12 protein-coding genes and 1 other annotated feature are annotated in these 18,117 nt (G+C 59.1%); of the genes, 6 read left to right on the plus strand and 6 right to left on the minus strand.

The features are described 5' to 3' along the window. The first annotated feature begins 101 nt into the window (after nucleotides 1-101). Nucleotides 102-710 (plus strand): RNA 2',3'-cyclic phosphodiesterase, encoded by a 609-nt coding sequence (gene thpR, locus DLM86_RS02845; protein WP_245954311.1) that lies wholly within the window; start codon nucleotides 102-104, stop codon nucleotides 708-710. Nucleotides 711-759: 49 nt separating this feature from the next. Here thpR and DLM86_RS02850 read toward each other — a convergent pair whose 3' ends face one another. The 5 genes from DLM86_RS02850 to trpS all read right to left on the minus strand — a co-directional run bounded on the left by DLM86_RS02850 (nucleotide 760) and on the right by trpS (nucleotide 7,936). After that, nucleotides 760-2,286 (minus strand): extracellular solute-binding protein, encoded by a 1,527-nt coding sequence (locus DLM86_RS02850; protein WP_110838433.1) that lies wholly within the window; start codon nucleotides 2,284-2,286, stop codon nucleotides 760-762. Nucleotides 2,287-2,327: 41 nt separating this feature from the next. Next, on the minus strand, nucleotides 2,328-3,200 hold the full coding sequence (locus DLM86_RS02855) for a carbohydrate ABC transporter permease (protein ID WP_110838434.1): 873 nt from the start codon (nucleotides 3,198-3,200) through the stop codon (nucleotides 2,328-2,330). Nucleotides 3,201-3,224: 24 nt separating this feature from the next. Then, nucleotides 3,225-4,178 carry an ABC transporter permease gene (locus DLM86_RS02860; protein WP_110838628.1) on the minus strand — a complete coding sequence of 318 codons (954 nt, stop codon included), beginning with the start codon at nucleotides 4,176-4,178 and terminating at the stop codon, nucleotides 3,225-3,227. A gap of 270 nt (nucleotides 4,179-4,448) precedes the next feature. Next, a complete protein-coding gene (locus DLM86_RS02865) occupies nucleotides 4,449-6,797 on the minus strand; it encodes a helix-turn-helix domain-containing protein (protein WP_110838435.1) in 2,349 nt (782 codons plus the stop codon). Nucleotides 6,798-6,940: 143 nt separating this feature from the next. Beyond that, entirely contained in the window at nucleotides 6,941-7,936 is a 996-nt protein-coding gene (gene trpS / locus DLM86_RS02870) for a tryptophan--tRNA ligase (RefSeq protein ID WP_110838436.1), read from the minus strand. Nucleotides 7,937-8,089: 153 nt separating this feature from the next. Further along, nucleotides 8,090-8,388: a binding site (T-box leader), on the minus strand. 195 nt (nucleotides 8,389-8,583) lie between these two features. On the opposite strand from trpS, the gene DLM86_RS02875 reads away from it, so the two are divergent. Next, on the plus strand, nucleotides 8,584-9,675 hold the full coding sequence (locus DLM86_RS02875) for an SGNH/GDSL hydrolase family protein (protein WP_110838437.1): 1,092 nt from the start codon (nucleotides 8,584-8,586) through the stop codon (nucleotides 9,673-9,675). A 75-nt stretch (nucleotides 9,676-9,750) separates the two neighbouring features. Then, nucleotides 9,751-11,172 (plus strand): MBOAT family O-acyltransferase, encoded by a 1,422-nt coding sequence (locus tag DLM86_RS02880; RefSeq protein ID WP_110838438.1) that lies wholly within the window; start codon nucleotides 9,751-9,753, stop codon nucleotides 11,170-11,172. A gap of 359 nt (nucleotides 11,173-11,531) precedes the next feature. Here DLM86_RS02880 and DLM86_RS02885 read toward each other — a convergent pair whose 3' ends face one another. Beyond that, nucleotides 11,532-12,878: an extracellular solute-binding protein gene (locus DLM86_RS02885; RefSeq protein ID WP_110838439.1), complete on the minus strand. Its 1,347-nt coding sequence runs from the start codon at nucleotides 12,876-12,878 to the stop codon at nucleotides 11,532-11,534. A gap of 286 nt (nucleotides 12,879-13,164) precedes the next feature. Here DLM86_RS02885 and DLM86_RS02890 point away from each other — a divergent pair, with 286 nt between their 5' ends. The 3 genes from DLM86_RS02890 (at nucleotide 13,165) to DLM86_RS02900 (ending at nucleotide 18,115) form a co-directional block, all read left to right on the plus strand. Continuing rightward, complete coding sequence (locus tag DLM86_RS02890; RefSeq protein ID WP_158289292.1) at nucleotides 13,165-15,714, plus strand: carbohydrate binding domain-containing protein; 2,550 nt, start codon at nucleotides 13,165-13,167, stop codon at nucleotides 15,712-15,714. Nucleotides 15,715-15,812: 98 nt separating this feature from the next. Next, nucleotides 15,813-16,235, plus strand: coding sequence for a hypothetical protein (locus DLM86_RS02895; protein WP_110838441.1), 423 nt, complete (start codon nucleotides 15,813-15,815; stop codon nucleotides 16,233-16,235). 41 nt (nucleotides 16,236-16,276) lie between these two features. Beyond that, nucleotides 16,277-18,115: a helix-turn-helix domain-containing protein gene (locus tag DLM86_RS02900; protein ID WP_110838442.1), complete on the plus strand. Its 1,839-nt coding sequence runs from the start codon at nucleotides 16,277-16,279 to the stop codon at nucleotides 18,113-18,115. The last annotated feature ends 2 nt before the right edge of the window (nucleotides 18,116-18,117 follow it).

Here is an 18,117-nt window from a genome sequence, read left to right on the forward strand (position 1 = left end):
CCGCTCCGCCGCGGCCGTCCGGACGCGCCTTCTCCACCTCCGTCCGCCCGTTCCCGCCATTTGGAGTTTTCCGGAAAAAACGGTAATATGGGGACAGCGAGGTGAAGCGCACGATGGTGCACAATACGCAGGACGAACATCCGAGGCTGTTCGTCGCCGTCCCGATTCCGTCCGGGCTGAAGGCGCAAGTCGCGGCCGCGGCGAACGGGTTGAAAAAAACGTTGCCTTTCAAAAAATGGGTCCACCCCGACGATTTGCACATTACGCTCAAATTTCTCGGCGAAGTCGTCCCGTCGTCGGTCGCCGCCGTCGAGGCGGAGCTCGAGCGCATCGCCGCCCGGAGCACGCCGTTCCCGCTGCGGCTGCAAGGCGCCGGCACGTTCGGCGCGCCGATGGCGCCCCGCATCCTATGGGTCGGCCTCGCCGGCAAGCTGCAGGCGCTGCGCGACCTGCAGGCCGACGTCGAGCGCCAGCTGGCGCCGCTCGGCTATCCGACCGAGGATCGGCCGTACTCGCCGCACGTGACGCTCGCGCGCCAATATGCGGGCGGCGCGCCGGCGCGCAAGGACGCGGTCCGCGGCTTGTTCCCCGCGGACGCGGAGCCGCCGCTCGAGTGGGCGGCCGACCGGATTGTGCTGTACCGCAGCCATCTCGGCCGCACGCCGATGTACGAGCCGGTGCGCACGATCGCGTTTCACGCGGGAGGCTGACGGCCCGACAGCCAAAAACGACCGCCAACCGGCGGTCGTTTTTCGTGCGCTATTTCTTCCGCAGCTTCAAGTAAGACGCCTTGTACTCCGCCATGATGCTGTCCCCGCCGGCCTTTCTCCATTTGGCGATTTCATCCTGGTAGCCGGCCTCGTCGATTTTGCCCATGATGAATTTCGTCTGGGCGTCGTTCATTTGCTGCTCCAGCTCTTGGCCGCGCTCGGAGAACGTCGCCGACGTCAGCGTCAGCGCCGGGTTCGAGACGATATACTTGATGCCGTCCGACTCCATCTTCGTCCCCTTCTCCCCGATCGGCACATCCTTGAGCGGAGCGACGTTGTACCCTTCGAGCACGGGCAAATTGTCGCGGTACGGCTTCACCTCGCGCTGGAACGCATTGAAGCCGTCGCCGATAAATTCGGTCCGGTTGTCGGCCGTCTTGGCGAAATGCGTCCCCTCGATGCCGCGCAGAAGCAGCGTCGACATATCGGGATCCATCAGCTTGTCGAGAAACGCGAGCACCCGCTTCAGCTCCGCCTCCGACTTGACGGACGATTTCGGAATGACGAGGAAGCCGTTGTTGCCGTTCTCCGACGAAATCCGGACGCCCTGCGGACCTTCGAAGCTCGCCACGTCGACGACCGCCGACGGCGCCGTCTTGCTCAGCCGGTCCTGCTGGCTTTTGCCGTTCGTCGCCACGGCGAACCGGACCCCCACACGGCTCGTGTCGAACAGCTTCTCCGCCTCGGTCGCGTCGAGCACGGCGAAGTCCTGGTTGATCAGCTTCTCCTCGTACAGCTTGCGGAACAGCTTCAGGACGTCGACGAACTCCTTCGTCATGAATTCAGGCGTGAAGTTGGCGTCCTTGTCGACGCCCCACTTGTTCACTCCGCCCATCGCCACGGCGAGCCGGGTCAGCATCGAAGCGGCGCCCTGATTGTACGTCTTGTTCAAAACGATGCCGTACGTGTCGTTTTTGCCGTTCTGGTCCGGATCGCTCTGCGTAAGCTTCTTCAGCGTATCGTACCAGCCGTCGATGCTCTTCGGCACCGTCAAGCCGAGCCGGTCGAACCAGTCCTTGCGGTACACGATCGCCCCGCGCCCCATGTTGCGGTACAGCGGCACCCCGTACACTTTGCCTTCCACCGAAATGTTTTGGAAAAATTGCTCGTTTTGGGCGCTTAAGTTTTTATACGATGAAAGCAGCGGCCCGATTTCCCAAAACAGCTGCGACTCGATCGCGTTGACGACGTTCGGCGTCTGGTTTACCTTCAGCAGCTTGGGCATTTCGTTCGACGCCAGCATGACGTTCACTTTGTCGTTGAAGGCCGCGCTCGGAATCCATTGAATGTCCAGCTTCGTATTCGTGTACTTCTCGATCGCTTGCTCGACGGCGTTGCCCTTCGCCGGAATGTCGCCCACCTGGGCGATCGCGATGCTGAGCGGAAGCGGGGCTTCCGGCGCGGACGACGCGGCCGTCCCCCCTCCGTCCGTCCCCGACGTGCTCCCGCAAGCCGCGGTCAGCAGCGAAACCGCGACGACAGCCGACGAAATGGTGGCGAGCTTCTTCTTGTTCATGGAACCGCCCTCCCGAAATGCGCGCCAGACGGCGCGGAATGTTAGCCTTTCACGGAGCCGAGCATGACCCCTTTGGCGAAATGCTTTTGCAAAAACGGGTAAATCGCGATGATCGGCAAGGTGGCGAAGACGATGACCGCCATCTTGATCGTGAGCGGCTGAATGTACATCTCCTCGATGCTCGTGTCGCCGATCCGGCTGCTGGCGTTGATGACGATTTCCCGGAGAAGCACCTGCACCGGCCATTTGCCGCTGTCGTTAATGTACATGACCGCCTGGAAGTACCGGTTCCAATGGTCGACCGCATAGAACAGCCCGAACGTCGCGATCGCCGGCAGCGAGAGCGGCAGCACGATCCGGATCAGGATGCCGACGTCGTTGCAGCCGTCGATTTTCGCCGAATCCTCCAGCCCTTCGGGCATTTGCTGGAAAAAGTTTTTGAGCACGATCAAATTGAAGGCGCTGATCGCGGTCGGAATCATGAGCGACCAAAGCGTATCGATCATATGCAGCGACTTGACGACGTAATACGTCGGAATGAGCCCGCCGCCGAACAGCATCGTGAAGACGATGCCGAGCATCATCCATTTCCGCCCCCGCAGGTGGCGCCGGGACAACGGATACGCGAGCAGCGACGTCAGCGTCAAATTGATGAGCGTGCCGAGCGCGGTTACGTAGACGGAGACGCCCATGCTGCGGACGAGCGTGTTCGTGGAGAAAATATATTCGTACGCCGCCAGCGAGAATTCCTTGGGGTACAAAATGAATCCGCCCTGCGCGACGATGTGCGGGGCCGTGAACGAGACGGCCAGCACGTACAGAAACGGGACGATGCAGACGAGCGCCGCCAGGACGAGCAGCGTGCCGTTGATCCAATCGAACAGCCGGTTGCCCCACGTTTTGTCGTACGTCATGACTTCCACTCCTTTCGCCGCCGGTTAGTAGATGCCTTCTTCCCCGAACCGTTTCGCCAGCCAATTGCCGGAGACGACGAGCAGGAGGCCGACGGCCGACTTGAACAGCCCCACCGCCGCGCTGTAGCTGTACTGGCCTTGGGTAAGCCCTTTCACATACACGTACGTATCGAACACTTCCCCGACCTCGCGATTCGTCGCCGTCAGCATGAGGAAAATATGCTCGAAGCCGGAATCCAGAAAGCTGCCGAGCCGCAAAATGAACAAAATGACGATCGTGCTGCGAATCGCCGGAAGCGTAATGTGCCACAGCTGCCTCCATCTTCCCGCGCCGTCCATGCGCGCCGCCTCGTACAGCTGCAAATCGACGCCGGCCAGCGCGGCGAGGAAGATGATCGTTCCCCAGCCGACCTCCTTCCAGATCGTCTGGCTGACGATCATCGGCCGGAACCATTCCGGCTCGAGCAGGAACGGGATTTTCTCGCCCGTCGCGGCATACAGCAGCTCGTTGACCGCTCCGCCCTCGGTCGTGAACAGCATGTAGAAAATGCCGACGACGACGACCCACGATACGAAGTGGGGCACATAGACGAGCGTCTGGACGAACCGCTTGAATTTTTCCCGCCGCACCTCGTTCAGCATAAGCGCCAGCACGATCGGCAGCGGGAAGAAGAAGACGAGATTGTACACCGCGAGCACGAACGTGTTGCGGAACAGCGTCCAAAACTGCTCCTCGCCGAAAAAGCGCTGAAAATGCTTCAAGCCGACGAACGGACTGTTCAGGAAGCCGAGATGCGGCTTGAAATCCTGGAACGCCATGACGATGCCGTACATCGGAACGTATTTGAAGACGAGGAAGTAGACGATGCCCGGCAGCGCCATCGCATACAGCCAGCGATCCTTGACCAAATCGTTCAACCATGCCGATCGGCCGGACGCTTCCCGCAAACGCCTCGCATTCGCGTCGGTTGGCGCCATCATGAGAGCCCTCCTTTCGGTTTCGATAAGGCGTTGCCTTCGCGTCCATTATCGCCCCTTCGCTCGGAACAGGATAGGCACCGAATGCAACCCGTTTCGGCCGCCGCCCGGAACGCCGCCTGCCATGCGGGCCGCCGCCGAGGGCGTATACCGTTCTTAACCCGGCGTACTCCGGATATAACCTAGCGCTCGCGGAACGCAAAAAGGCCTTCGCGGGAAAGGCCGGGCTTGGGAGCGCCCGCCGCGAAGGCCGTGCGTGCATGCATGCGGTTATGGCTGGCGGCATCGTTCCCGGTACTGCCCGGGCGTCATCCCGACGACTTTGCGGAAGATGCGGATGAACGCCGTCGTATTCGAATAGTTCAGCTTCTCCGCGATTTCCGACAGCCGCAGCGTCGTCGTCTCCAGCCATTCCTTGGCCACGTTCATCCGGTATTCGGCCAAGTAGTCGCTGAACGTGACGCCCCTTTCCTTTTTGAACACGCGGCTCAAATAGACGGGGTGAAAGTGAAGCTCCTCGGCGATCCCCTCCAGCGTAATATCCCGGTCGTACCGTTCCTCGACGAGCCGGACGATCCGAGCGACGATGCCGACGCCCTGCGACTCGGCTTGCCGGTTCAGAAAGTCGACGATCGGTCCGAGCAGGTCGCGCTTGAACCATTCCGCGATATCGTCGGGCGTGCTCCGTTTCATCAGCTGCCGGTACGATCCGCGCTCGCCCAGCACCTCGTGCACGTGCCCGCCGCTCTCCTGGACGACCTGATACAGCCGCGCCACGAGCTGCATGAGCAGGATCGGATACTCGTTCGCGCCTATGTGCCGCTCCGCGATTTCCGTCATATAGTCGTCGAACAGCGGCACCGCCTTGCCCGGATCGTCCGACTTGAGCGCTTTCGCCAGCCGCTCCTCGGCCGCCTTCAGCTGGGCGAACGCCGCGGCGGCGGCTCCGCCCCGCTCGGTCCGCACGTCGCCGTAATGGACGATGATGCCGCCGCCCCACAAGAGACGGCTGTTCAGCGCCTCGAGCCCTTCCCGATAAGCGCGGACCGCCTCCGTCGGCTTCGCGAACGGCCGACTGACGCCGATGCTGACCTGCACCTGCAAATATTCGTACACCTTCGCCCGAATGTGCTCGGCGTACCGGTGAACGTACGACCGCAGCTCGGCTTCGTCCTCCAGCTCGCTCGTGATCAGCGTCACCTGCGACTGGTCCAGCAGGACGGGGCTGAACCGATGTCCGGACGGCACAAGCTCCGACACCATATTGTGAATCGCGAACAGCAGCAGCTCCTTGTCCTCCTCGCGGTAGCGGGTATCGTGCAGCGTGTCGATCTGCAGCGTCAGCACCGCGAGCCGCTTCCAGCCGGACGGGAAACCGTACAGCTCGCTTCGGTAGGCGAAATCCCGCTCCGACAGCTGGCCGGCGAACAGCTTCAGCATCAAAAATTCGTTCAGCTGCGTAAACTGCCCCTGCATCTGCTGCTTCATCTGCTGTCCGGTGCTGAACAGCGTCCGAAACCGCTCCTCCATCGAGCTGAATTCGTCCCGGCCCCCCGTCTCGCCGATTTGGACCGCTTTCGTAAACTCGGCCAAGCGGCGGATCGGCGAATACATCCGTCTGCTGGCCAGCAGCGCCAAAATGCCGACGACGGCGAGAATGGCGCTGCAGACGACGACCGTCGCGACGGCGATTTTGCGGGTTTGCCGCGTCAGCTGCTCGAGCGACACTTCCGATACGTAGATGAGGCCGTTATAGGCGGAGCCGCGATACGAAAAGATCGTCTTCCTCCCCCCGACTTCCTCGGTCAGGAAGCCGGTCGAAGCTCCGGGCCGGGAGACGGCTTCGGCGATCCGCCTGTTGATCCGCTCGTATTCGCCGTCCGGGTCGTCCAGCATATTCAAAAAGTCGGCTCCTTCGCGGCTGAGCGCATACACCTCGCCCGTTCGCTCCGGGTCCGCCGCCAGCAGCGAACGGAAGCCGGATTTCAGCATTTCGATGATCAAAAACCCTTTCGGCTGCTGCGTGAACGGCAAAATCGGCAGCTTATACACCATCCGAATCGTATCCGCGCCCCCGTCCGCTCCGACGCCCGCCGCCATTTCGCCGCTCCCGCCCGAGCCCGCGATCGGTTCGATATCCCAGAACAGGTTGTTCGGCCGCTTCGCGTATTGCTCCAATTGCCGGGCAAGGGGAGACTGCGCCAGCGGCGTCACGGACGTAAAGCTCATGACCCAGTCGTGCTCGGTCCCGACCAAATAGCCGCCGCTCATGCCGGAAAGCGTTTGCAAATTGTACAAGCCCGTATACAGGTTGCGCACCCTCGTGAAGTCGGTCACGTCGAGCGGACCGTTCAGCGCGGCCGTCACCTGCGGCGAATTGGCGTACTGCATCGCGGTCAGCTCCAGCGTCTTCATCATCTGCTCCACGCGCATTTGCGTCTGCAGCAGCACTTGGCCGGTGCTGATCTTCATCTTCTGCTCGACGTCTCCCGACGCGGTATAGTACGAGTACAGGCCGAGCGCCAGAACGGGCACCGCGCCGATCAAAACGCCGAACGCGAGCAGCAGCTTCATGTAGCGAGGGACGGTTCGGACTCGGTCTCTCCAGCGAGCGAACATACGGGGACGATCACCCTTTTCCTCGAAATGGCGCCGCTTCCGCGGAAGCCGGGCCGTTTTCTTTCAACTTAACACTGCCTTCCTCCTTTTGCAATATGTTCCCGCAAAGCGGGGGCACCCGCATCGGCGGGCGCCCTTCCGTCTCACAGCATCTGCAGCCCGATCGCCCGGCGCACGTCGGCGATCGTCCGCCCGGCCGCCTCCTTCGCCTTGTCCCGCCCGAGCCGCAGTGCGTCCAGCGCGTCCGCTTCGCCGATCGACCCCTTCCGCCTGCGGAACGGCTCGACGATGCCGCTCAAGCGTTCGGCCAGCCGCTTCTTGCAGTCGATGCAGCCGATCCGGGCTTCGCAGCACGATGCCGCGATCTCCTCCCGCTCGGCTTCGCCGGTAAAAAACGTATGCAGCCGGAACACGTTGCAGCCGTCCTCCGTCGGATGCCCCGGCTGATGCCGGTACGCTCTCAGCGGGTCGGACAGCGCGCGGCGCGTCTTCTCCTCCACCGTCCGCTCGTCGTCGCCCAGCCCGATGCACGCGGCCGGGTCGTCCGACTTGCTCATCTTGCCCTGCCCCGACAGCGACGGAATACGCGCGGCGTTCCCGACGAGCGGCTGCGGCTCCGGCAGCAAGTCGCCGTACAGCTGGTTGAATCGGCGGGCGATCGCGCGCGCGACCTCCAAATGGACGAGCTGGTCTTCGCCGACCATGACGAGCTCGGTCCGGACGAGGAAAATGTCCGCGGCCATCAGGACGGGATAGCCGACAAGCCCGTAGTTGACGTTATCCGGGTGGCGCTTCGCCTTATCCTTGAACGTCGGCACCCGCAGCAGCTCCCCGAGCGGCATGACCATGCTCAAGTATGCGTGCAGCTCGCACACCTCCGCCGCGACCGACGATTGCGCGTACAGCGTGCACCGCTCCGGGTCCAGTCCCGCGGCCAAATAGTTCCGCGCCGTCTCGACGACGAGGCCGCGCAAGCCGTCCGGCTTCGGATGCGTCGTCAGCGAATGGACGTCCGCGATGAAATATCGCGCGTCGTACCGCTCCTGCAGCTCGACGAGCCCTTTCAGCGCGCCGTAATAATTGCCGATATGCAGCTCTCCCGTCGGGCGGATGCCCGACACCAATCCCGTTCTAATCATCGAAATCCCTCCATTTGAATATTCGAACGTTTCTTCCGATCGTCCATGTCTTTCCGCCTTCGCGCCACCAACCGTCGCTCATCGCGACCACGCTCCTTTCCCGCTCGTATTCGCCCCGCGAATAAAAAAAGGGCTCCCCGTCCTTTTCCGTTCGAAAAGGACGGGAAGACCCGCGGTGCCACCTTCATTAGTCCGCGCGCGAACGCGAACTCTCTTGGATCCGGTACGGAGTCGGGCGATCCCGCCGCTTCCTCGATACCGTGCCCCTTGATAACGGACGGGCGTCCCGCCGGAGCCTACGGCTTCCCGATACAAGCGTCGTGACGACGCCGTCGGAACGTTCGGTCCGGTCGCTCGGAAGTCCATTCGGCATGCCGTCCGCACCGGTTCGCACCATCCACCGGCTCTCTGACGCTTTCGCCATGCGTACTCCTCTTCTTCATCGCGTGCCATCTATGCAGTCGAGATGGGATTCATTATAGCGCCGTCCCGCCGTTTCAGCAAGCCCGGCTTCGTTTTCGCGCCGTTTTTCCGCCCGCGGCCCGAAAGGCGTCGAACCGCAAAACTTTTCCCCGATTCTTGACGTCTAATGGATGTTCGGACACAATAGTACTATTGACTTCGGAAACGGGTGAATTCCAACTGCCATGAAAGCCGTCAAATACGTCATCGTTTACTTGATCGCACTCCAGTTCCTTTTTCCTTACGCTTTTAAGCTCTCCGACGTATACCATAACCGGATGGACTATACGCTCATGCTGAACAACAACAACATGCACGACATCGACGCCGTCCTCGAGCAGGTGAAGCGGGATATCGACCGGCACGACCCGACCGACTATATCGTCATGCTCGGCGATTCGGTGTTTTACGGCAGCCCGGGCAGCTCGGACCAGGCGGTCAACGTCTTCCTCCAGCAAAAGCCGGGAGCGCCGGCGATCTACAACCTCTCGTTCCCGGCGATGCAGATCGGCGACTTTTACACGATGCTGCTCAAGCTGGACAAGTTCGGCATTTCGACGGACCGGCTGCTGTTCAATATCCGGTACGCTTCGTTCGTCCCGCGGAATCCCGGTCCCCGCTCCGTCTTCTGGCTCGGCAACGATTTGCGCAAGCTCGACCATGAGGCGTACGAGCATGTGCTGCCGCAGCTGAAGGCTTCCGACTTCAAGACGCCGGAAGATCCGTATCAATATTTCCAGCGGGCGCTTCACGAAGATTGGCTGCCGCATTTGTCGCTCATGCGGTACAAAGATTACGTGCGCCAAGATTTGCAGCACCTGTGGCTGAAAGTGCGCGGCAAGCCGATTCCGAGCGACGCGCTCGACGATTCGCGCACCTGGCACGTCAAGAAGGCATGGCAGGAATCGCAGGGCATCGATTACGGCCGGTTTCTCCAAGACCCGCAGCTGATCGCGAGCTTCTCGGACAAGCCTCTCGATTTGTCGGAGAACAATTGGGACGTCTACTTCCTGAACAAAATGCTCGAGCACCAAAAGGGCAAAAAGACATGGGTCGTCCTGAGCGGAACGAACCACGACCTGATGAAGGAAGCCGTCGAGAAGCCGGGCTACAAAGCGAATCTGCAAGCGATCGACCGGATGATGGCGGGCAAGGACGTCGTCTACGTCAACCTGGAAGGCGTAATGGCGGGCGATTACTTCTCCGACCATACCCACTTCACGCCGGAAGGCAACGCCAAGCTGGCCGACGTGCTGTGGCCGTACTTGCAGAAGTAACGAATAGAAGTTGAACAGAAGAAACATCGAGGAAAAGCCAACTTCTATAGATTTCGAACGGATAGGAGAACGACGATGCTCTTTCATACTCCCGAGTTTATAACGCTCATGATCGTCTCGCTCGTGCTGTTCTACGCGCTGCCGCGCTGGCGCATCCCGATGCTGACCGTGGCGAACATGATCTTCTACGTCGTCGCGGGCGTAGGCAACCTGATCCTTTTCCTCGCGATGACGGCCTTTACGTACTACTGCTCGAAAGGAATGCGCGGCCCTTACGCCCGCTTCCTGCTCTGGTTTTCGATTATCGTCAACGTCGCGAACTTGGTCTTCTTCAAATATACGACGTTTTTGATCCGCTCGGCGGAAAATTGGACGGGCGTCAAGCTGCTGACGGAAAACTCGTTTCTGCTGAAAATCGTCCTGCCGATCGGCATTTCGTTTTACACGTTCCAGATGATCGCCTACCTCGTCGACGTGTACAAGAAGAAATGGGAGCCCGCCCAGTCGGTGTTCCACTTCTGGGTGTTCATCTCGTTTTTCGCCCATCTCGTCGCCGGACCGATCATGCGCGGACGGGAGTTTATGCCGCAGATCGACAATTTGGCGAAAATCCGCTACAGCGCCGCCAACTTCCGGCTCGGAGCGTTTTTCCTGTCGCTCGGCATATTCAAGAAGGTCGTGCTGGCCGACTACTTGACGCCCCACGTCGATCAATTTTTCGCGCATACGTCGACGATGACGGGGGCCGAAGGATGGGTGGCGGCTTACTTGTTCGCCTTCCAAATTTTCTTCGACTTCTCGGCGTACAGCGAGATGGCGCTCGGCATCGCCTACTTTTTCGGCATGGAGCTGGCGGTCAACTTCCGGACGCCTTACTTGAGCACGAATCCGACGGAGTTTTGGCGCCGCTGGCACATTACGCTGTCCAACTGGATCAAGGATTACATCTACATCCCGCTCGGCGGCTCGCGCAAAGGCGAGGTTCGCCAATACACGAACCTGTTCATCGCGATGACAGTGTCCGGCATTTGGCACGGCGCCTCGTGGACGTTCGTGGCGTGGGGAATGTTTTACGGCGCGCTCGCGACGGTGCACAAAATTTATCTCGTCGTAAAAGAAAAGCTCGGCCTCGGGTTTCTCGACAAAAGCCGCATTTATCACGTTATCGCGATCATCGTCTTCTTCCATATTACCTGCATCGCCTGGGTGCTGTTCCGGGTGAACGGGCTGCACAACGCGCTGTCGCTGATCAAGCGGATGCTGTCGCCGCAGGCGTTCCACTTCGCCGGGCTGTATATGTACTTGGCGGTCGCGGTCGGCTTGTTCGCGCTTCATATCGTCGAGCATTTCCTGCAAAAGCATCGCACCGGCCTGTCGGCTTGGTGGCACCGCTACTTCCCTGCCCCGGTCCGGGCGCTGCTGTACACGGCCGTCGCCGCCATCCTCATCCTCGCGCTGCGGGGGGAGCAGAACACGTTTATTTACTTCCAGTTCTAAGAACGGGCGTCCGAGCCCTTGGCAGCGATTAAATCGCAAAATAAAAAGAGTCCCTTGCGGACTCTTCGGATTGTCGAGAAAGATGGCAAAGAGACGAAGCTTAGGAAGGCATGAGGCAGCGGAATGCGCTCCACTTCCGTTAAACTCGAGTTCTTCTTTTGAATCTAGCGGTTTGAACTCGATTTTAAAGCGATTGCTTCCGAAGCAAGCAATGCTAGCGCATTGCTCTCAAGTCAGCCGCCTCGCTTTCCGCACATCTCCGCTGCCCCATTTAGGGATTCATCTTTCTTTTTGGACTTTCTCGACAGCCTCAAGAGTCCCTTGCGGACTCTTTTTGTTTTGGAGAACCATTCCGACCCTTACGGCTCCGTCAACTGCGTGCGAAGACGCTCCCACAGTTCATCCTCGTCGATCATATCCGCCCAATACGCCTTGAGCTCCCGGAATAAGCTCGCAATCATCGTCACCGGAATGTTCAGGTCCCGATGGGTGCGATAGGAGAACAGCATTTCCCGATACAGCGAATGGCGGCTCGGCAATTGGGGATTGCCGCTCTCGGCGCCGGAATGCGCATCCCGGAAAGCGGGAACGCCGAACGTATGCCGCCGGATCATCCGTTGAGCATGGCGGGACGACAAATAGTCGACCAGCAAATGCGCTTCCTGCTTATGCTTCGAATCGGCGTTGACTCCGGCCGCGATCGCGATGGCCATCGTGCGCGGCTCGGCGATGAACGGAACCGGCGAAACATCGTAATCGAGGCTCGTTTGCTTCCATTCGTTCAATCCCAAGTAGCTCGTCAGAACCATCGACAGCTTGCCGTCCAAAAACATCTGATTGATATCGTTATTGCCTTCCGACCAATACAGCGGGAACACGTTCCGGTTATGGATGATCTCCTTGCACAAGCGGATGCCCTCCATAAGCCGGGTGCCGCGGAAATCCCGGATCCGGCCGTTCTCCCATTGGAAGCCTTCCCCGCTCTGAAGCAAAAAAAGCGGCCACCGGTTCAGCGCCGGGAGATGAAAACAAAAGCCGTAATGGCCGCTTTCCGTCAGCTTCCGCGCGTGGAGCATCAGGTCGCTCCATCTCCAGCCGCCGTTCGGCTCCTGCAGCCCGCATTCGACAAAATGGTTTTTGTTGTAACAAAGGACGACCGGTCCGAACACGAGCGGCTGCGCAGCCAGACGCTCCCCATGCGTGAACCAGTCGCGTAAAAACGGATAAATCTCCTCTTTGGCCGGCACCGATTCCAGCATGCCGGCCCGTTCCCGTTCAACCATGGCCCGGAACTGATATTCATTGAGGAGCAGGACGTCGTTCGGCGCTTCCGCGAAACCCGGATTATCGTCAACCGTACGGATCGTTACGGTGATCGACGGATAGCTCGTCCGGAAGTCCGCCAATAACGCTTCCAAGTAAACATCGCGCACCGAATTCGGATTGCAGAGCACCGTCAAGGCGACCGGGGCGGTTCTGAATCTCACGCGGTTGCCGACCCTCGGAATTTTGTCGATCCAGCCTTCCTCGACGAGCGTATCGAGACCTTTGCGCACGGAATTGTTGCTCAAGCCGAATCGCTCCGCCAGCATTTTTTCCGACGGCAAATATTGCAGCGCCTCATAACGCCCGGTAGAAATTTCATGCTTCAGCGCCTGAATCATCTCATCCATCAGCTTCTTGAACTCGTCAGCCTTCTTCTTCATGCTCGAACTCTCTCCCGGTTCCTCGTATAACCCTCATTATATCATGTTCCGGCCGCTCGTATATTCTCTCCGTCCGTCGTGGTTCATAAATATCGATTTATCAGGGTTGTTTTCCCATATAAATCAGTTATATCATACAAAAAGAAAGAAATACAATCAATCTGATTGATTAAATGTACACTTGTAATTCAAATAATGAAAAACATGCTATTTACAAATGAACCACCATGCGGTACGATTTGAATGAAAATGATGGTTACTCTTTAAACAGAATGGAGGAATCGTTTTGAACTTCGGTTTTGTTCGCCGCAAACTCCCGCTACGGGCAACGCTACTTTTGCCGATCGCCTTTCTGATCGCCTTTCCGCCCTTCCACAAGCCCGCTTCCGCCGCCGATCTCCGGTTCGACAATTACAGCTTCGAACAGGATTTGACCGGATGGACGCCGGTGATCGACAAGGACAACGGGAACGACCGGGACGAAAAAGGCAGCGGAGCCCGGATTACGAACGAACAGTCCCGCGACGGACAGTATAGCGTCCGGATCGACGATACCAAAAAGTCGCGGGCCGTCGGCCTGGAAAGCGGGAAGCTGGCCGTCGAAGCCGGCGCCGGTTATGTGGCGTTCGCGGATGTGAAAGCCGAGAAAGGAACGGCCGAGCTCCATCTCCGTTTCTATGACGCCGGCGGGCAATTGTTGAACGGGACCCATACCGCGGCCGAACCGGCACCCGACTGGAAGACGATTCAAGCGAGCATGACCGCGCCTGCCGGGGCCGCCTTCGCCGCAGTCCTTCTCTACTCCGGTAAAGAAAATGAAGGAACGGCTTATTGGGACCATATCCGGTTTACCAAGGACTTCACGAATCTCGGCGCACAGGTCGGGACGTCTGCGCCTCTCGGCTCCACCTTCGGAATAGGCGAAAACCAGAACAGCATTTATTCCGTCATTACGGGGAACGCTACCGATTTGCCTATCATGCAAGTTATCGATGCCGATACTGAAAGCGTATCCAAGGCGATCCCGCTCCCCGCGTCGAACGCCAACCCGACCGGCGCATGGGGCGCGGCGACCGCGTCGGACGGCACCGTCTACTTCGGAGCCTACCAGAACGGCAAAATGTATAAGTATGTACCGGGAGACACGGCGATAACCGATCTCGGCCTGCCGCTGCCGAACCAGCAGTTCGTTTGGGACCTCGCGGCGGGCAAGGACGGGAAAGTATACGGCGGCACTTACGACGACGCCGGGTTTTTCCAATACGATCCGTCCGCCGGCTTCACTCGAATCGGCAGCATGCCCATTTACGATGCTCCGGGGCAAAACATTCAATATTTGCGCTCACTGGCGCACGACGCCGAACGCAACGTCTCCTATTTGGCCGTCGGCGCCAATGCGTCCGTCATTCGGTACGATCATGCGACCGGCAGCAAAACGGATATTTTGCCGGCAAAGTATAAAACGACACCGCTGGCCGGGGCGGTCGAATTCGAGGGCGATCGCGTGTTCGTTTCGCTTGGCGGCTATATCGTCGTCCTGAACGTCCAGACGAATCCGGACGGATCCGTCACAGCCACGGAGGAGGCGGGCATTTCGGGGACCACCCCCCGCGTGTCGCCGGAGCGCGACGGCGGCGTCTATTTCATTAAGAACGGCAAGCTGGCTCGCTATGACATCGCGTCGCGAACCTTTACCACGCTGGAGCATACGGTTCCGGGCCGGGTTCAACGCTTCGGCTGGATCACCTTGAAGGATCAGGCGGCTTATCCGGGCGAAACGCTTGTTGCGGTCGCTTCCACGAATAATGAAACGTACCTGATGAAATACAACCCGCAAAACGGATCGTTCCGCATGGCCAGGGTGGAGGGCGCTCCGCGCATACCGGGCGCTATTAACAGCATCGGCACGGGGCCGGACGGAAACATTTATACGAGCGCTTTCCAATACGGCGGTTTGGGCGTCTATCGTCCGTTCGCCGGAGACGCCAACGACAACCAGCCGGAATACGTATACGCCCCGATCAACCAGATCGACAAAATGGCGTCTTACAACGGCAAGCTGTATCTCGGCGTCTATCCCGGCGGAAACTTGTTCGAATACGATCCGAACGAGCCTTGGAACCCCGGCGTCAATCCGAAAAGCCGCATCAGCACCTCCGGATACGGCCAGGATCGGCCGAAATCGATCGCCTACGGAGACAATCGGGTATTCATGGGGAGTACGGGGATCACCAATGAGCGAAAAGGGGCCTTGTCCGTTTACGATTACGAGACGGGCGTCACGACCGTTCATAAAGACATCGTAACGGACCAGAGCGTTACCGCGCTCGTCTACCATAACGGGCTTGTGTACGGGGGCTCTTCGATACGGGGCGGGTATTCGAGCATTCCGACGCAAACCGAAGCGAAGCTGTTCATCTACGATCCGGAAACGAAGACGAAAACGGCGGAGCTCCGTCTGCCGACCAAATCGAACGGCGATAAGCCGACCGCGATCACGGAGCTGGAAGTCGTTGACGGCAACCTGTGGGGCTTCGCCGAAGGCTACTTGTTCGTATTCAACCCGGAGAGTCGAACGTTCGACTATTTCGAGGAAAAATTCCCCGACGTGCGGTACCCGGGAGGGGCGTATCGGGATGCCGACCTGGTGACGGTCGATAAGGATCCGAACTCCGTCTACGGAACGATCGGCAACAAATATTTGTTCAAAATCGATCGAGCGGACAAAGCGGTGACCATCCTTCAATCGGACGGGGCGGACATGCTGACCGCCGACCGCCTCGGGAACCTGTATTACAAGCATAACGATCGCGAGCTTTGGCGTTATTCCTTTTAATTTGGGTCCATTTACGAGTCCCCTTTTCTCAAAGGGGATTTTTTTTCCATCATGGACCGTTCATAGAACAGGCCGACCAGAAAGGAACGTGAAGTCTCATGCCGCTGATCCGAATGCTCGGTCGCGTTTCCTTGTTCCGGCGTACCGGATTTAAACAAAAGATGTTTCTGTACATGCTGCTCACAAGCACCGTTCCGGTGCTACTGCTCGGCTTCGCCGCCTCGTCGATCGCCTCGCGCACCGTGCAGGCCGAGGTGGACCGCAACCATCAAATCATTTTGCGGCAAATGCAATACCAGATCGACGATATGGTGAAGAGGCTCGATCAAGCCGCGGTGCAGCTCGCGAACAACATTCTGATCGAGAACGCGGTCAAGCGGGGGCCAAGCCTTCAGCATAACGGAGAAGCCCTGAATATGGCCGAGACGATATTGCGGCAGCGCAATTTTTCGGATCTCGGCATTCATATTTATTTGTTTTTTTCAACCACGACAAAGTCTTCTCCACGAAAGACCGGCTGATCGACGCGGCCGAATTTCCGTTCTCGAAATGGGCGGGACAAGTGCAATTCCGCTATAACGCGATGACGCTCATTCCTCCGAACACGTACCCGCAGCAGGAGGAGCTCCTTGTCGCAAGGCCGGTGCCGATGTTTTACGAGGGCAAGCCGGACGGCATGATCATTACGCAGCTGGATCGGGAGAAAGTCGCCGAGATGTTCGATCAGGCGAAGCTCGGGGAAAACCGAAAGCTGCTAGTTCTGGACCAGCGCGGCACGATCGTGATGAGCGAGCGGGATCAGGAGATCGGCGGAACCATTACGACGACGTCGGAGCTGTACTCGTTCTGGCAATCGCCGGAGTCGTTCGACTCGCCTCTCGTGCTGGGAGGCGTCCCGTATCATTTGTCGCTGCAGCGGTCGGCGCTGACGGGATGGACCTATATTGCGATGACGCCCATGGAGCAGCTGAACGGGAAATCGGACCATATCCGCTCCATGACGTGGGGAATCGTCGCAATCGTTATCGCCGTATGGATGGTCGTGGCCTTGATCGGGTCGAACCGGCTGTACACGCCCATTCGCCGCATTACGAGCAAGCTGTCGGCCGACTCGCTTCCTTCGCCGGACGACGGCCTCGCGGCCATCGACTCGTATATCGACAATATGGCCCGTACGAATAATACGCTGAAGCTGCAAATCGACCAGCTGTCGCCCCGATTCAAGGAATCGGTGTGCCTGGCCTTGCTTCGCGGGGAGACGGGGGACCTGGACCTCCCGCTTGCGGCGAAGCAGGCGGGGCTTCCCGGCGCCGGCCAAACGTTTTACGTTTGCATAGCGGATATCGACGAATACGCTTCGTTCCAAAGCTTGTACGGGGACCGCGACCGGTCTCTGCTCCGGTACGCGCTGCGCAAGCTGATCGAGGAGCTGTTCGCCGGGCTCGGGGCGATGACGGTCGTACCGTCGCCGGGACAGGTCGCGACCATTATCGGCTTTGACCGAAGTAACGGCGACGGCCTCGAGGCGTTGCAAGAAATCGGCGCGCAAGTCATCGAGAAGGTACGCGCTTATTTCGCTTTTACGGTGACCGTCGCCGTCAGCGGACCGCATGCCGGGTACGCCGGCATTCATGACGCTTATCGGGAAGCGAACGGCCTGCTCGGGTACCGGCTGCTGCTGGGGCATTCGCAATGGATCGACCCGGGCTCGATCGCGCCGGATTTGACGGTTTCCCGGTCGGCGACGCTGCGGCACATCAAATCGATCGTCGAAAGCTTATCCGCCGGCGACCTCGAGGAGGCGCGTGCCCGCCTTTCCGAATTGAAGCATATCGTCCCGCAGCAGGTGCCGAACTCGGAAACGGTGCTCGGGCAGTTCGCTTTTTTGCTCGGGGAGCTTGAATTTTTGATGCAAAGCTTGGGCAAGGACACCTCGTCCTTATTCGAGAAGGACCCTTACCGTCAGCTGTACGGGATGACGTCGCTCGACGAAATTGCCGACTGGTTCTCGGCGGTCATCTTCCCGATCGTGGTAGGAAATCTTCAGTCCCCGGACCGGCAGACGGCTATCGTCCATCAAGCTCTCGTCTACATTCGCGATCATGTCGAGAGCGACTTGTCGCTGCAGCGGGTAGCCGAACCGTTCGGCCTCTCCGCGTCCCATTTCAGCAAAGTGTTCAAAGAAGTAACCGGCCATAATTTCGTCGATTATGTCATCGAATACCGGATGAAGGTTGCGATGGAATGGCTCGCGCACACCGACATTCCGATCAAAGAAATGGCGGAAAGGCTGCGCTACACGAATGTGCAAAACTTCTCGCGGACGTTCAAGCAGGTGACCGGCATGCCGCCGGGGCAGTACCGGAGCAAATTCGGGTTTCACGACGAAAGCCCCGTATAGGG

Source organism: Paenibacillus flagellatus, assembly GCF_003217775.1.
Taxonomy (GTDB): domain Bacteria; phylum Bacillota; class Bacilli; order Paenibacillales; family NBRC-103111; genus Paenibacillus_AB; species Paenibacillus_AB flagellatus.

Coding starts and splice junctions, on each gene's coding strand:
- DLM86_RS02850 (WP_110838433.1), bottom strand. CDS start 2,286: ATGAACAAGAAGAAGCTCGCCACCATTTCGTCGGCTGTCGTCGCGGTT.
- DLM86_RS02855 (WP_110838434.1), bottom strand. CDS start 3,200: ATGACGTACGACAAAACGTGGGGCAACCGGCTGTTCGATTGGATCAAC.
- DLM86_RS02860 (WP_110838628.1), bottom strand. CDS start 4,178: ATGGCGCCAACCGACGCGAATGCGAGGCGTTTGCGGGAAGCGTCCGGC.
- DLM86_RS02865 (WP_110838435.1), bottom strand. CDS start 6,797: ATGTTCGCTCGCTGGAGAGACCGAGTCCGAACCGTCCCTCGCTACATG.
- trpS (WP_110838436.1), bottom strand. CDS start 7,936: ATGATTAGAACGGGATTGGTGTCGGGCATCCGCCCGACGGGAGAGCTG.
- DLM86_RS02875 (WP_110838437.1), top strand. CDS start 8,584: ATGAAAGCCGTCAAATACGTCATCGTTTACTTGATCGCACTCCAGTTC.
- DLM86_RS02880 (WP_110838438.1), top strand. CDS start 9,751: ATGCTCTTTCATACTCCCGAGTTTATAACGCTCATGATCGTCTCGCTC.
- DLM86_RS02885 (WP_110838439.1), bottom strand. CDS start 12,878: ATGAAGAAGAAGGCTGACGAGTTCAAGAAGCTGATGGATGAGATGATT.
- DLM86_RS02895 (WP_110838441.1), top strand. CDS start 15,813: ATGCCGCTGATCCGAATGCTCGGTCGCGTTTCCTTGTTCCGGCGTACC.